We start from the raw sequence: 14,205 nt of genomic DNA, 5'->3' as shown, positions 1-14,205 counted from the left end.
AACTCTTCACGAGACAGATCCTCCGACACCGACACGCCAAGATCAAACCACAACGGACAGAACGGCGTCGAGCCGGTCGAACCCCGTCACTCAACCCGCGCTGACCGTCACTCTTCGCGCACCACCTGAATGTTTACTTCGCCGGGAGTGTCATTGGCTTTTCCGTAGGCGAGGCGGGTGTCGACCTTCCCCGGCGACGCCGCGTTGACGAGGATGTTGTGCTCGTGTAGCTCTGCGGCGAGGATCTGGGTGAACGCGTTGACGCCTGCTTTGGAGACTCGGTAGGAGACGCTGCCGGTGCCCATTTCGGCGGACGTACCCATGTGGCTGGTGACGTTGACGATCCGGCCGTACCCATTTCGCTTCATCTCCGGGATGGCGGCGGTGCAGCAGCGCCAGGTGCCGATGAGGTTCGCGTCGAGGGTCGCAGCGACCTTCTCCATGTCGGCCGCGCTGGCTGCCTGGCCTCGGTCGATGGCGATGGCAGCGTTGTTGACCAGGACGTCGAGCCGGCCGTACTGGTAGCCGACGTCGGCCATGGCGCGCGCGACGCTGGCGGGGTCGGTGATGTCGAGCTGGTGGCCGGAGGCAGGCAGGCCGAGGCCGGTCAGCTCGGCGGCGGTGCGCTCTGCGGCTTCGACGCTTCTGGCGGTGACCACGACGTGGAGGCCGGCCTGTGCAAGCTGCTGGGCGATTGCTCGGCCGAGCCCTCGGTTGGCTCCGGTGACGACGGCTACCCGCTGGACGTCCGATGTCATGGTGCTATGCGACCAGACCCCGTACGCGTTCGTCCAACTCGCGGGTGGCGGGGGTGTCGTACTTGGTAAGGCGGCTGTGGATGCCCATCAGCCGGTGATGATTCCGTAGCGAGCGGGTCTTCACGACCTCGGGTGCTGCGCGGTGTACGTAGGCGCAGGCTTGTTCGACGTCGCCGAGGCTGGCGGCGACGTCTGCTCGCCAGATCAGGTAGGTGGCGCGGTCCCGGCTACGGGTCGTGGGTTGCAGATCCAAGGCTTGGGCGAGCCAGCGGTCGGCGTTCTGGTACCGGTCGAGCATCAGGTAGCAGGCCGCGACCTGAGCGCAGTACTCGGCTTGGTCGAAGTAGCCCGCCCAGGCAGGGCCGGGCTCGTCGTCTGCTCGGGCCATGTGCGTTTCGGCGCTGGTGAGGCAGCGCTCCGCTGCACTGGCGTCGTTGAGGGCGGCGTGGGCGCGGGCCTGGCGCGTGGCGAACATCGCCAGGACCCGCGCGGGAGCGTCCCCGGCTCCGTTGACGGCGGCGGTTGCCAGTGCGAGTGCTTCGTCTGCCCGGTCGCTGTCGACTCGCTGCAGACTCATGCACTTCAGAATGTTCGCGCCGGCGGTTCGGTCGTCGGCGAGGTGCGCGGTGTGCAGCGCGGCGACCCAGTAGCGCTCGGCTGCGGCCTGGTGGCCGGCGTCGAAGCTGGCCCAGCCTGCGATCCTGCCGAGTTCGGTGGCGACTGCGAACATCCGTCGGCGGATGCTGTCGGCGTAGGAGCTGTTGTTCAAGAGGTCGGTGACGAGTCGCAACTCCGCGTCCACGACGTCACGGACGCTGCCGCCGCCGAGGAGCGCGTCGATCTGCCGGAGAGTGGGGAGGCGCTGCTCGAAGCAGTCGACGAGCGAGGCGTCGAGTGGGCCGCCGTCCAGCCCCGAACGCAACGGTGGCGGATCAAGCGTGAGCCACTGCTGTGCGAGTGTCGCCGCCGCGCCGACACCGAGGATCATGAACCCGCGCCGATCCAACACTGCTGCTCCCGCCGTCTCTCTCAACAGCGTCAATCCGCCGTCCATCGTCCAAGGGGTGTCGGTATCGATCCGCTGACCGACCGGTAGCCAATGGGGCCAGCCCAGCTCGCGGACCGCCTGACGCGGTACGCCCAACTCGTCGGCGAGCGCGCACTGAGTTGCGAGGTCGGGCACGACGCCCCAACGCTCCCAGCGCCACGCTTTCTCGCGTCGGGCAGCGGTGTTCAGCCGCCGGCGCGGGCCTGCGGCGACCGGCACGGACCGTACGCGCACTACACGTTCACCGCCGGCCGCGTGGAGCCGACCGGCCGGCACCACCATCTGGCGTTCCTGGCGGCGGCACCCTGGCTGAGACGGCGAGGCATCGGGTCGGCGCTGCTGGCCGCGCATCATGCCCGGCTCGACCGGATCGGGATGCCGGCCGTGGTCGAGGCGAGCAGCCAGCGACAGCGGGTGTTCCACGAACGCCACGGCTACCGGATCGTCCGGGTGGCCCACCTGCCGGCCGGCGGCCCACCGCTGTGGGCGATGCGCCGCTCCGGTGACCCGGTCGACCAACCGCCCATGGCGGTAGCCCGGCGTGTCGGCTGAGCCAGAAGAGCCGCAGCGCCTCGTCGATGTAGAGGCTGAGATACCTCAAACCTGCGTCATAGGGTGTCTCAGCCTCACATCGACGCGTGCCGGCGAGGAACCGACCGGCCTGGTCGGGTCACCAGTTGTGCATCGACCCGTCGGTGAGGCGGTTGACCGGCAGCGAGGCCGGCGCGTACGGGTAGCGCGCCGCCGCTGACTCGTCGATGTCGACGCCGAGCCCGGGTTCCTCGCCGGGGTGCAGGTAGCCGTCGGCGAAGTGGTACGAGTGCGGGAACACCTCGTCGGTGGCCTCGGTGTGCCGCATGTACTCCTGCAGGCCGAAGTTGGGGATGCTCAGGTCGACGTGCAGCGCGGCGGCCATGCAGACCGGCGACAGGTCGGTGGCGCCGTGCGATCCGCTGCGGACGTGGTGCAGCGCGGCCAGGTCGAAGATCCGCCGCAGGTGGCTGATCCCGCCGGCTCGCACCACCGTGGTACGGACGTAGTCGATCAGCTGCTCGGTGATCAGCTGCTGGCAGTCGAAGATGGTGTTGAAGACCTCCCCGACGGCGATCGGGGTGGTCGTGTGCTGGCGGATCAGCCGGAAGCCCTCCTGCAGCTCGGCCGGGACCGGGTCCTCCAGCCAGGTCAGCCGGTACGGTTCCAGGTCCTTGCCGAGCCGGGCCGCCTCGATCGGGGTGAGCCGGTGGTGGGCGTCGTGCAGCAGCTTCAGGTGCGGGCCGAACTCGTCGCGTACCGCCGCGAAGACCTGCGGGGTGTGCACCAGGTAGCGCTCGGTCGACCAGGTGGTCTCGGTGGGGATCACGGCGTCGGCCGGCTCGTAGAACATCCGGTCCTTGCCGACGCCGTAGGTGGCCGGCAGGCCCGGGACGGCGGTCTGCACCCGCACCGCCCGGTAGCCGAGGTCGACGTAGCGGGCCACCTCGGCGAGCACCTCGGGGACCGTCTCGGCGTTGGCGTGGCCGTAGACGGTGACCCCGTCGCGGCAGCGACCGCCGAGCAGCTGGTAGACCGGTAGTCCGGCGGTCTTTCCCTTGATGTCCCACAGCGCGGTGTCGACTGCCGCGATGGCGCTCATCGTGACCGGACCGCGCCGCCAGTAGGCACCCCGGTACAGGTACTGCCAGGTGTCCTCGATCCGGCTCGCGTCCCGACCGATCAGCGTCGGCACCACGTGGTCACGCAGGTAGCTGGCGACGGCCAGTTCGCGGCCGTTGAGGGTGGCGTCGCCGACGCCGGTCACACCGTCCGAGGTGACGATCTTCAAGGTGACGAAGTTGCGGCCCGGGCAGGTCACGATCACCCGGGCGTCCACGATCCGCATCGACCAGTCTCCTCGTCTGCGCGGCCGGCTGCCGCTCGCCGCCGAGGTTAGCCGAACCGACGATGCCGGGAGATCCGTGCGGCGGGAAGATCCGGGCGGGTACCCGGGTTGGGCACAGGTGTGATCGACGTTCCGCTCTCCGTCCTCGACGTGGCCCCGGTCGCCGCCGGCAGATCCGCCGGTGAGGCGCTGCGGCACACCACCGAGCTGGCCCGCCGGGTCGAGCAGCTCGGCTACCACCGGTTGTGGGTGGCCGAACACCACAACATGCCAGCCATCGCAAGCTCGGCACCGGCGGTGCTGCTCGCCCACCTGGCCGCGGCCACCTCGACGATCCGGGTCGGCTCCGGCGGGGTGATGCTGCCCAACCATCCGCCGCTGGTGGTCGCCGAGCAGTTCGGCACGTTGGAGGCGCTGCACCCGGGCCGGGTCGACCTCGGCATCGGCCGGGCCCCGGGCACCGACCAGGCCACCGCGCTGGCGCTGCGGCGAACCATGGCCGGGCTGGGCGCTGAAACGTTCCCGCAGGAGCTGGCGACCCTGATCGGCTATCTGCGCGGCGACGCCGGACCGATCGCCGCGACCCCGCACGCCGGGCAGTCACCGGCGATCTGGCTGCTCGGTTCCAGCGGATTCAGCGCCCAACTCGCCGGCACCCTGGGCCTGCCGTTCTCTTTCGCACACCATTTCAGTGCGGCCAACACGCTGCCGGCGCTCGCGCTGTACCGGCGGCATTTCCGCCCGTCGGCGTGGTTGGACCGGCCGTACGCGATGGTCGCGGTCAACGTCGTCTGCGCCGAGTCGGACGAGCGGGCCGAGTGGCTGTCCGGCCCGGCCGCCCTGGCGTTTCTGCGGCTGCGCGCCGGGCGGCCGGAGGCGCTGGTCAGCCCGGAGGAAGCGGCCGCCTATCCGTACACGGATCTCGAGCTGCAGTTCATCCGCCAACGCAACGAGGAGCAGGCGGTCGGCTCCCCCGACACGGTCCGGCGGGCGCTGCACGAGTTGCGCGAGCGCACCGGTGCCGACGAGCTGATGTTGACCACGATGGTGTACGACGTCGCCGACCGGGTGCGCTCGTTCGAGCTGGTGGCCGGTGACCCGGGTCACCCCACGGACGGCGATCAATAGCTGGAAACAGGAGCTTCATCAGCCGGTCACCGCCGCGCGACGGTCCGCTGGCTATCGTCTTTGGCAGGTGATGGTTCGACGCACGAGATCACGCGTGGGGTGGATGTCGTCGCGTCCGCCGACGGGGGACCGGGTTCCGGTCCCCCGTCGGCGCGTCTACGGCCGTCGACTCACTCAGTCGGCCGCCGGATTCACTAGAAGGGAAACATTCACCGCACGTAGACGTTCGGCGTCGGTGGTGCCGGCATGTTGGCGCCAATGAAGAACGACGGGTGTGGCGGCTGGTTGTAGGCGGTGTTCTGCCAGGCGACCGCCACCCGGTACTGCGGGTCGTGCATCAGGGTGTGGATCCGTCGATCGGTGGCGTGCGGTGTGGCGTAGATCCGCAACGCGCGGGAATCGCTGGTCCGCCAGATGACCTCCTCCCGCCAGTCGCCGAACAGGTCGGCAGACAAAGCGGGGGTCGCCTTGGTGCCGTTGTTCGATGCCACCCCGGAGCCGGTCAACAGCCGGGTGTCGCCGGAGGTGCCGTACTTGTCGATCCGGGTCTGGTCGAGCAACTCCCGGACCGGGTCGCCGTCCCACCAGCTGAGGAAGTTGGCCGACGACGGCTTGCGTCCGACGTTGCCGCCGGTCGGCGAGCGCAGCTCGGAAACGGCCGACGACCAGGACTCGGCACCGGCGCTGCCAGCCCAGATGTCCGCCGACACGCCCCGGCCGTTGTCCCCGCCGGTCGGGGTCTGCCAGATGATCTGCCCGGTACGGGCGTCGATCAGCGCCGACGACGGCTTCGAGCCGTCCTCCTGGACCTTGAAGTACTCCAGCCCGGCACGGCGCGGGTCGAGGTCACCGACGTGGCCGGCGTCGCCGTGGTTCAGGCTGGTGTTCCACAGCCCGCGACCGTTGTCGTCGATGGTGGCACCGCCGAAGACGATCTCGTCGCGGCCGTCACGGTCGACGTCGGCGATGGACAGCGAGTGGTTGCCCTGCCCGGCGTAGCTGCCGTTACCCGACGAGTTGGAGTCGAAGACCCACCGCTGGGTGAGGTTGCCGTTGCGGAAGTCCCAGGCGGCGATGACGGTACGGGTGTAGTAGCCGCGTGACATGATCAACGACGGCCGCTGCCCGTCCAGGTAGGCGGTGCCGGCGAGGAACCGGTCCACCCGGTTGCCGTACGAGTCGCCCCAGGACGACACCGTGCCCCGGGCCGGTACGTAGTTGACGGTGGACAGGGCGGCGCCGGTCAGACCGTCGAACATGGTCAGGAACTCCGGGCCGGACAGCACGTAGCCGGACGAGTTGCGGTAGTCGGCGCCGGAGTTGCCGATCACCGTGCCCCGGCCGTCCCGGCTGCCGTCGGCGGTCTTCATCGCCACCTCGGCCCGGCCGTCGCCGTCGTAGTCGTACACCTGGAACTGGGTGTAGTGGGCGCCGGCCCGGATGTTGCGCCCCAGGTCGAGGCGCCACAGCCGGGTCCCGTCGAGCCGGTACGCGTCGACGTAGACGTTGCCGGTGTAGCCGGAGTGCGCGTTGTCCTTGGCGTTGGACGGGTCCCACTTCAGGACAATCTCGTACTGTCCGTCACCGTCGAGGTCGCCGACGCTGGCGTCGTTCGCCGAGTAGCTGTAGCTCTCCCCGGACGGGGTGGTGCCGCCTGGCGGCACCTGCAGCGGCACGTCCAGGTAGCCGTTGGCGAAGGTCAACGACGCCGGCGACGCGGGCTGCTCGACGCCACCGACCACCGCCCGGACGGTGTAGCTGGCGTTGGACGCGGTACCCGCGTCGTAGTAGTTGGTCGACGCGGTGACCGGCGACGAGGTTATCCGGGTGGAGCCACGGTAGACGTGGAACCCGGTGCCGGCGGCCTCGGTGCCGAGCAGCCGCCAGGAGACCAGGTTGCCGGATCCGGAACGGACGCTGATCAGCCCTCGGTCGAGGTCTTCCATCTGCTTGGCGCCGGGCCCCGGCGTCGGCGGCGCGGTGGTGGGCGGTGGCGCCGTGGTCGGTGGGGCGGTCGTCGGTGGTGCCGTGGTCGGGGGTGCCGTCGTCGGCGGGGGTGCGGTGGTCGGCGCGACGCCGCCGGTGCAGGTGGTCCCGTTGAGCGCGAAGGTCGTCGGCACCGGATTGCTGCTGTTGTTCCAGGATCCGTTGAAGCCGAACTCGGTGCTGGCGTTGGTGGCCAGGTTCCCGTTGTAGCCGACGTTGTCCGCGGTGACCTGGGCACCGTTCTGCGTCACCGCCGCGTTCCACGCCTGGGTGATCGTCTGCCCGGCGCCGAACGACCAGGTCAGCTGCCAGGAGGTGACGGGGTCACCGAGGTTGGTCACGGACACGCTGGCGCCGAAGCCACCGGGCCATTGGCTGGTGACGCGGTAGTCGACCGCGCAGCCAGCGGCTGCGGCGGCCGGCGACGCGAGGATCGTGGTGGCCACACCGGCACCGGCCGCAGTGGCCACCGCGGTCGCGACGGCGAGCAGGGCTCGGCGGGGAGTCCCGGGCTGGGACCGGGAACTGTTGGGAGGGACATTGCGCATGGGAGTCTCCGGGAGCAGAGGGCGGGCGGCAACGGACGGACGCCCGGCTGCCCGGCCGGGGCGTGCGCCCGGTGGCGCTGCGCTGGATCGGTCGACCTCGGTGCGGCGGTCGTCGGTCGGCTCCCGTGCAGGCCAATGCTAGGGCAATCGCTTTCCTCGATCAATGTCGATGTCCATCGGAGCCCGGCGGGGTCCGTGTCGGCGGAGGCGGTCACCCACCGGGTGGTCCGGCTCCCGCAGCACCAGCAGCCCGCCCGCTGGCACCCGGACCCGACGAGCGCCCCGGCCGCGACCCGGTGTGCCGGTGACACCGGCCGAGCTGACCGGCCATCGGCCGGTCGACCGGCCGGAATCAGCCGAGCCGGCACCGACCGCCAGCAGGACCTCACCGGCGGGCAGAACGTCGCTGGCCACCATGATCTCCCCGGACGGTAGGACGCCACCGGAGACCAGCACCTCACCGGTGGCCGCCACCACCGCCTCCTCCCGGCCATGGTTGAACAGGAACAGCCACCGGGTGGTGCCGTCCACCCGGCGTACCGCCTCCACCCCGGCGGGCGCGGCGGGCAGCACCGGTGCCACCCCGGCCTCGGCGGCGACCACCGCCAGCAGTTCCCGGTAACCGTCGTCGTCCAGCCTGGTGGACAGGTACCAGGCGGCCCCGGCACCGACCGCCCGGCGGGTCACCGCCGGTTGGCCGGCCAGCACGCCGTCGACGTAGTCGAGTACCGGCTCGGCGGCGCCGGCCCCGAAGCGTTCCCGCCACAGCCGGCCGGTACGCCCGCCGGACAGCCGCACCGTGCCGTCCGGACCGAGCGGCAGTAACTCCTCGCTGCGGACGCCGAGCAGTTCACGCAGGGCGCCCGGATATCCGCCCAGCCGGACCCGGGCGTCGGAGTCGGCGACCCCGGACAGGTAGCTGACCACCAGATGGCCGCCGGCGCGCACCCAGTCGCCCAGGGCGTCCGCGACGGCGTCGTCCATCAGGTACAGCGCGGGCAGCACCAGCATCCGGTAGCCGGTCAGCTCCGGCGGCCCGGCCGCCGGGCAGACGAAGTCGGTGGTGATCCCGCACCGCCACAGCGCCCGGTGCGCGGCGGCCACCTCGTCGGCGTACGAGATGTGCCCGGACGGCATCCCGGGATGCTGCAGCGCCCACCCGCTGGCGGCGTCCCAGCCGATCGCGGCCCGGGCCGCCACCGTGGCGGTGTCGGTCGCGGCGAGCAGCCGCAGCGCCTCGCCGAGCTGTACCGCCGACCGGAAGGTCCGAGAGTCGGCACCGGCGTGCGGCACCATCGCCGAGTGGAACGCCTCGGCACCGCCGCGCGGCGCCCGCCACTGGAAGAACATCGCGCCCCGGGAGCCGCGCGCGACGTGGGCGACGCTGTGCCGCAGCATCCGGCCAGGCTCCTTGGCGTAGGCGGTCCCCTCGGCGTACCGGTAGATCAGGTTGGGCGCGCTCTCCATCAGCAGCCAGGGCCGGTGCCGGCCGGCCGGTGCCGGTGACCTGTCTCCGGTGACCGGGCGTGACCAGGACCGGGCGAGGTCGGCGGCGAGCGCGGTCTGTTCCTCGGCCCGGCCGTCGGTCTCGGTCGGATAGTGGTCGACGGCGACCAGGTCGACCTCCCGCGCCCACCGGGCGTGGTCCACCGGAACCCAGTCGCCGAACACGTAGTTGGTGGTGACCGGTACGTTCGGCGTGTGCTCGCGGAGCAGGTCGCGCTGGTCGCGGTAGGCGGCGAGCAGTTCGTCGGACCAGAACCGGCGGAAGTCCAGCGCCTGCGTCGGGTTGGCCAGGTACTGGGTGGCGCGCGGCGGTTCGACCTGCGCCCAGTCGGAGTAGCGCTGGCTCCAGAACGCGCCGGTCCACGCCTCGTTGAGCCGGTCCAGGTCGCCGTACCGCTGCCGGAGCCAGCGCCGGAACGCGGCGGCCGCGTGCGGGCAGTGGCAGACCGTGCCGTACTCGTTGTGCACGTGCCACATGGCCAGCGCCGGGTGGTCGCGGTAGCGGTCGGCGAGCATCGCGGCGATGCGCCGGGCCGCGACGCGGTACGCGGGGGCGGCCGCGCAGTACGTGTCCCGGCTGCCGTGCCGCAGCCGTACCCCGTCGGCCGTGACCGGCAGCGCGTCGGGGTGGGCGAGGGAGAACCACGGCGGTGGCGAAGCGGTCGGGGTGGCCAGGACGACTCGGATCCCGCCCCGGTGCAGCAGGTCGAGTGCCCGGTCAAGCCAGTCGACGGTGTACTCGCCGGGGTGCGGTTCCAACCGGGACCAGGCGAACACCCCGACGGTGACCAGGTTGACCCGGGCGCGTCGCATCAGCTCGACATCCTCGACCCAGGTCGTCTCCGGCCACTGTTCGGGGTTGTAGTCCCCGCCGTAGCAGAGCCCGTCGAGTCCTTTCGGCCAGCGCATCGGCGCTCCCTCCGACGTTGACAGTTTGTTGGGTTAGCAAAGAAACTAATTTAGTCGCCCCCAGGCCGCAGGTTCCACCAGGAAGCGTCGAGCGCCGGACCCGACGAGGGTCGAGCGCCGGACCCGACGAGGAGAGCCCATGCCGTACCGTCCGCCCCTGGTCCCCCACGAGACGTTCGTGGCCGACCCACCCGACCTGCCGGTCCGCGCGCCCGGCGAGGAGGGCCTGTCCGCGCTGGTCCGCGCAGAGTTGCTGGGCACCGACGCGGCCGGGATCACCTGCAAGGGCGGCACCGCCGACGGCGAGACGCTGACGGTCGCGGTCAGCGCCGCCGGGGAGGGGGTGATCCGGGTCCGGCTCAGCGCGACACCCGACGCCCGCAGCCGGTCGGCCCGGGCGCTGCCGCTGGTCGATCCCCAGCCTTCTCCGGCCACGGTCACCGTGGCCGGCGACACGGTACGCGTCGACGCCGGTACGGTCGTCGCCGAACTGCGGCTCGACCCGTGGCATCTGCGGTTCCTCGACCGGCAGGGTCGGGTGCTGCTCAACCAGAACCGGGGCGAGCGTGACATCAGCGGCCGGCTGCGCACCCTGCCGTTCGGCCGGTCCCTGGTCGACGGGACCGTCGCCGCGTACCACGAGAGCTTCGACGCGCCCGGTGACGAGCGCTTCGTCGGCCTCGGCGAGAAGTTCACCCGGCTGGACAAGCGCGGCCAGCGGGCGCTGATGTGGAACTTCGACGCCTTCGGCAGCGAGTCGGACCGGTCGCACAAGAACGTCCCGCTGTACCTGTCCGACCGTGGCTACGGGGTGCTGGTCGACAGCGGCATGCCGGTGGAGTTCGACATCTGCTCGTCCACACACAGCTGCGTCCAGATCCTGGTGCCGGACGACCTGATCGACTACTACGTGATCGCCGGCCCCACCCCCGCCGAGATCCTGGACCGCTACGACGGGTTGACCGGCCGACCGGTGCTGCCACCGAAGTGGGCGTTCGGCACCTGGATCTCCTCCGGCTTCTTCGTGGACAGTCAGGACAAGGTCCTGGACCGGGCCCGGCGGATCCGCGCCGACGGCATCCCGTGCGACGTGCTGCACCTGGACTGCTACTGGCAGGCCGACGGTGCCTGGTCCGACCTGGCCTGGGACGCCACCAACTTCCCCGACCCGGCCGGCATGCTGGCCACCCTCGCCGGGCAGGGGTTCAAGGTGAGCCTCTGGATGAACCCGTACATCATGACCGGCAGCCCGGTCTTCGCGCAGGCCGACGCGGCCGGCTACTTCCTGCGCCGCCCGGACGGCTCCACCTACATCGCCGACGTCTGGCACGGCTCCTACCCGGTCTGCGGGATCGTCGACTTCACCAACCCGGCGGCCACCGAGTGGTTCACCGGTCTGCTGCGCGACCTGCTGCGGCAGGGCGCGATGGTGTTCAAGACCGACTTCGCCGAAGGGGTGCCGGCCGACGCGGTGGCACACAACGGGATGACCGGCGTCGAACTGCACAACGTCTACACGTTGCTGTTCAACGACGCGGTCGCGGCGGTCACCCGGGAGGTCGCCGGGCACGGCATGGTGTGGGCCCGGTCGTCGTTCCTCGGCGGGCAGCGGCATCCGGCCCAGTGGAGCGGCGACGTCAACGCGACGTACCCGGGGATGGCCAGCACGTTGCGCGGCGGACTGTCGCACGGCCTGTCCGGCGTACCGTTCTGGAGCCACGACGCCGGCGGCTTCCACGGCACCCCGACCCCCGACCTGTACGTGCGGTGGGCGCAGTTCGGGGCGTTCTCGCCGCTGGTGCGCTTCCACGGCACCACCAGCCGGCTGCCGTGGGACTTTCCCGACGACGCCGCGCGGGACGCGGTCGAGGCGATCCGGCTGCGCTACCGGTTGATGCCCTACCTCTACTCGGCGGCGGTCACGGCCGCCCGCACCGGTGCCCCGATGATGCGGGCGCTGCTGGTCGACGCGCCGGACGATCCGGCCGCCTGGGGTGCCGAGCTGGAGTACCGGCTCGGCACCGACCTGCTGGTCGCGCCGATGATCAGTCCGGACGGACGGCGGCACGTCTACCTGCCGGCCGGTGACTGGGTCGACCACTGGACCGGCCGGACCCACACCGGCGGACGCCACCTGCTGGTCGAGACGCCGTTGGACCGGATCCCGTTGTTCGTCCGGCACGGCGCGCTGATCCCGACGTCGGAGCCCCGGGACACCGTCGGCGACGGCCCGTTCACCGACGTGACCCTGGTCAGCTGGGGCGGGGTCAGCGCCGAGACGTTGGTCTGCGACGTCGACGGCGACACCACGGTCCGGGCGGTACGCGACGGCGGCACGTTGCGGGTCGACGTCGACGGGCCGCTGCCGGTCCGCCGGGTCGAGGTCGTCGCGGTGACCGGCACCGAGCCACCAGCCACGGTGCTGCTCGACGGCGTACCGCTGTGACCAGCGGTGCCGGCCGGTCAACCCTTGATCGCGCCGGTGATGACGCCCTTGGTGAAGTGCCGCTGCACGAACGGGAAGATCACCACCGCCGGCAGTACGGTGATCACCACCACCGCCATCTTGACCGCCAGGGTCGGCGGGTACGCGGTGACCCCGGGGATGTTCACCGGCGCGCCGGTGACCGACGGCGACTGGCCGGCCAGGATGTAGCTCTGCAGCACCCGCTGGATCGGCCACTTGTCGTTGTCGTCGATGTAGAGCACGGCGTTGAAGTACGCGTTCCAGTAACCGACGGCGTAGAACAGCCCGACGACGGCGATCACCGCCCGCGACAGCGGCAACATGATCCGCCACAGGATCCGGAACTCCCCGGCGCCGTCGATGCGGGCCGCGTCGATCAGCTCGGCCGGCACGTTCATGAAGAACGCCCGGATCACCACCAGGTTGAACACGCTGATCGCGGTCGGCAGGATCAGCGCCCACAGGCTGTTCTTCAGGCCCAGCCCGGTCACCACCAGGTAGCTCGGCACCATGCCGGGATAGATCAGGAAGGTGAGCAGGAACAGGAACAGCAACGGACGGTGCGCGACCGAGTCCTTGCGGGACAGCCCGTACGCCGCCAGCACCGTCAGCACCAGGCTGAACGTCGTGCCGACGACGGTGACCAGGGTGCTGACCCACACCGCCCGGCTGATCTGACCGCCGGAGAAGATGTTCACGTACGCCGACAGGTCGATCTCCCGGGGGATCACCACCATGCCGCCGGTGGCGTTGATGGTCTCCCGCGACGCGAGGCTGGTCACCAGGACCGACCACATCGGGAAGATCACGGCCAGCACCATCGTGGCGAGGACGAGCCCTTTGACGCCCTGGCCGACCGGGCTCGGCGGCTCCTCCCAGACCGGCCGGCCGCCGCCGGGGCGCCGCCGTCGGGGCGGCTGGTTCACCGGGTTGAGCCGGGGTCGGCGCCCGGCGGCCAGCGTACGCGCGATGCTCACCTGGAGTACACTCCCTGCTCGCCGAGGCGGTGGGCGAACTTGTTCGCGGCGATGATCAGCACCAGCCCGATGACGCCCTTGAACAGGCCGGCGGCGGCACCCATCCCCCACTGCTGCGGGATGATCGCCTGGTAGTAGACGTAGGTGTCGAGCACCTCGGCGGCCTGCCGGCCGACCGCCTCACGCTGCAGGATGAACTGCTCGAACCCGACGGTGAGCGCGTCACCGAGCCGCAGGATCAGCAGCAGGATGATGACCGGACGCAGCCCGGGCAGGGTGATGTGCCACAGCCGCCGCCAGCGTCCGGCGCCGTCGGCCGCCGCCGCCTCGTAGAGGTTCTGGTCGATGGCGCTGAGCGCGGCCAGGAAGATGATCGCCCCCCAGCCGACGTCCTTCCACACGGACTCGGCGGTGACCAGCACGATGAACGTGTCCGGGTTGCCCATCACGTTGAGCGGGTCGAGCCCGGCGTCGCGCATCCGCTGGGCGAGCAGGCCGGCCCCGCCGAGCATCTGCATGAAGAAGGTGACCACCAGCACCCAGCTGAAGAAGTGCGGCAGGTAGACGACGCTCTGGATGAACCCGCGCACCCGGGTCGACAGGATGCTGTGCAGCAGGATCGCCAGCAGGATCGGCAGCGGGAAGAAGAAGACCAGCTGGAACGCGGTGATGGTCAGGGTGTTGACCACCGCGTCCCAGAACGCCGGGTCACGGAACAGGGTCTCGAAGTTGCCGAACCCGATCCATTCGCTGTAGACGAACGCCTCGAACGCGTTGTCGCCGACCCACGGGTTGTAGTCCTGGAAGGCGATCACGTTGCCCAGGGTGGGCAGGTAGTGGAAGACGAGCAGCAGCAGGGCGGCCGGCGCGGCCATCACCAGCAGCGGCCAGTCCCGGCGCAGCCGGGCCCGCAGCGGCACCTTGCCCGGGGGTGGGGGGGTCACGGTGGTGGCCGAAACAAGGAAAAACAAAGGGTTGGGTGGCATTACCGGTTTTTTT

The 14,205-nt window shown here is 70.8% G+C and carries 10 protein-coding genes; 3 read left to right on the top strand and 7 right to left on the bottom strand.

Going from position 1 to position 14,205, the window contains the following annotated elements; translation table 11 throughout:
- Window positions 1-107: 107 nt before the first annotated feature.
- Both ACXAHD_RS27260 and ACXAHD_RS27255 read right to left on the bottom strand, forming a co-directional pair.
- On the bottom strand, window positions 108-758 hold the full coding sequence (locus ACXAHD_RS27260) for an SDR family NAD(P)-dependent oxidoreductase (RefSeq protein ID WP_475054144.1): 651 nt from the start codon (window positions 756-758) through the stop codon (window positions 108-110).
- A gap of 4 nt (window positions 759-762) precedes the next feature.
- The gene (locus tag ACXAHD_RS27255) at window positions 763-2,040 is read right to left on the bottom strand and encodes an NsdA family TPR-like regulatory protein (RefSeq protein ID WP_289213116.1); all 1,278 of its coding nucleotides are present in this window, start codon (window positions 2,038-2,040) and stop codon (window positions 763-765) included.
- Between the two features lie 21 nt (window positions 2,041-2,061).
- Between ACXAHD_RS27255 and ACXAHD_RS27250 the strand changes: the two genes are divergently transcribed.
- Window positions 2,062-2,358, top strand: a complete 297-nt coding sequence (locus ACXAHD_RS27250; RefSeq protein WP_289213117.1) for a GNAT family N-acetyltransferase — start codon at window positions 2,062-2,064, stop codon at window positions 2,356-2,358.
- Between the two features lie 118 nt (window positions 2,359-2,476).
- On the opposite strand, the gene manD is transcribed toward ACXAHD_RS27250, so the two are convergent.
- Window positions 2,477-3,685, bottom strand: a complete 1,209-nt coding sequence (gene manD, locus ACXAHD_RS27245) for a D-mannonate dehydratase ManD (RefSeq protein WP_289213118.1) — start codon at window positions 3,683-3,685, stop codon at window positions 2,477-2,479.
- A 120-nt stretch (window positions 3,686-3,805) separates the two neighbouring features.
- On the opposite strand from manD, the gene ACXAHD_RS27240 reads away from it, so the two are divergent.
- Window positions 3,806-4,813: an LLM class flavin-dependent oxidoreductase gene (locus ACXAHD_RS27240; RefSeq protein WP_281550480.1), complete on the top strand. Its 1,008-nt coding sequence runs from the start codon at window positions 3,806-3,808 to the stop codon at window positions 4,811-4,813.
- 209 nt (window positions 4,814-5,022) lie between these two features.
- Here ACXAHD_RS27240 and ACXAHD_RS27235 read toward each other — a convergent pair whose 3' ends face one another.
- The gene (locus tag ACXAHD_RS27235; protein WP_289213119.1) at window positions 5,023-7,347 is read right to left on the bottom strand and encodes a rhamnogalacturonan lyase family protein; all 2,325 of its coding nucleotides are present in this window, start codon (window positions 7,345-7,347) and stop codon (window positions 5,023-5,025) included.
- Window positions 7,348-7,485: 138 nt separating this feature from the next.
- A complete protein-coding gene (locus tag ACXAHD_RS27230) occupies window positions 7,486-9,762 on the bottom strand; it encodes a beta-galactosidase (RefSeq protein ID WP_281567316.1) in 2,277 nt (758 codons plus the stop codon).
- A 139-nt stretch (window positions 9,763-9,901) separates the two neighbouring features.
- Between ACXAHD_RS27230 and ACXAHD_RS27225 the strand changes: the two genes are divergently transcribed.
- Window positions 9,902-12,208: a TIM-barrel domain-containing protein gene (locus ACXAHD_RS27225; RefSeq protein WP_475054137.1), complete on the top strand. Its 2,307-nt coding sequence runs from the start codon at window positions 9,902-9,904 to the stop codon at window positions 12,206-12,208.
- A 17-nt stretch (window positions 12,209-12,225) separates the two neighbouring features.
- Here the strand turns inward: ACXAHD_RS27225 and ACXAHD_RS27220 are convergent, their stop codons facing one another.
- Window positions 12,226-13,206: a carbohydrate ABC transporter permease gene (locus ACXAHD_RS27220; RefSeq protein WP_281550484.1), complete on the bottom strand. Its 981-nt coding sequence runs from the start codon at window positions 13,204-13,206 to the stop codon at window positions 12,226-12,228.
- Complete coding sequence (locus tag ACXAHD_RS27215) at window positions 13,203-14,081, bottom strand: ABC transporter permease (protein ID WP_475054146.1); 879 nt, start codon at window positions 14,079-14,081, stop codon at window positions 13,203-13,205. Before ACXAHD_RS27215 ends, ACXAHD_RS27220 begins: the two co-directional genes overlap by 4 nt.
- Window positions 14,082-14,205: the final 124 nt, after the last annotated feature.

This window comes from Micromonospora sp. ABR4_055 (assembly GCF_056160425.1).
This window is presented reverse-complemented; position numbering and strand designations above follow the sequence as displayed.

Bases quoted from the DNA above. Each gene is read 5' to 3' on its own strand.
- ACXAHD_RS27260 (WP_475054144.1), bottom strand. From the start codon at position 758: ATGACATCGGACGTCCAGCGGGTAGCCGTCGTCACCGGAGCCAACCGA.
- manD (WP_289213118.1), bottom strand. From the start codon at position 3,685: ATGCGGATCGTGGACGCCCGGGTGATCGTGACCTGCCCGGGCCGCAAC.
- ACXAHD_RS27235 (WP_289213119.1), bottom strand. From the start codon at position 7,347: ATGCGCAATGTCCCTCCCAACAGTTCCCGGTCCCAGCCCGGGACTCCC.
- ACXAHD_RS27215 (WP_475054146.1), bottom strand. From the start codon at position 14,081: ATGGCCGCGCCGGCCGCCCTGCTGCTGCTCGTCTTCCACTACCTGCCC.
- ACXAHD_RS27230 (WP_281567316.1), bottom strand. From the start codon at position 9,762: ATGCGCTGGCCGAAAGGACTCGACGGGCTCTGCTACGGCGGGGACTAC.
- ACXAHD_RS27225 (WP_475054137.1), top strand. From the start codon at position 9,902: ATGCCGTACCGTCCGCCCCTGGTCCCCCACGAGACGTTCGTGGCCGAC.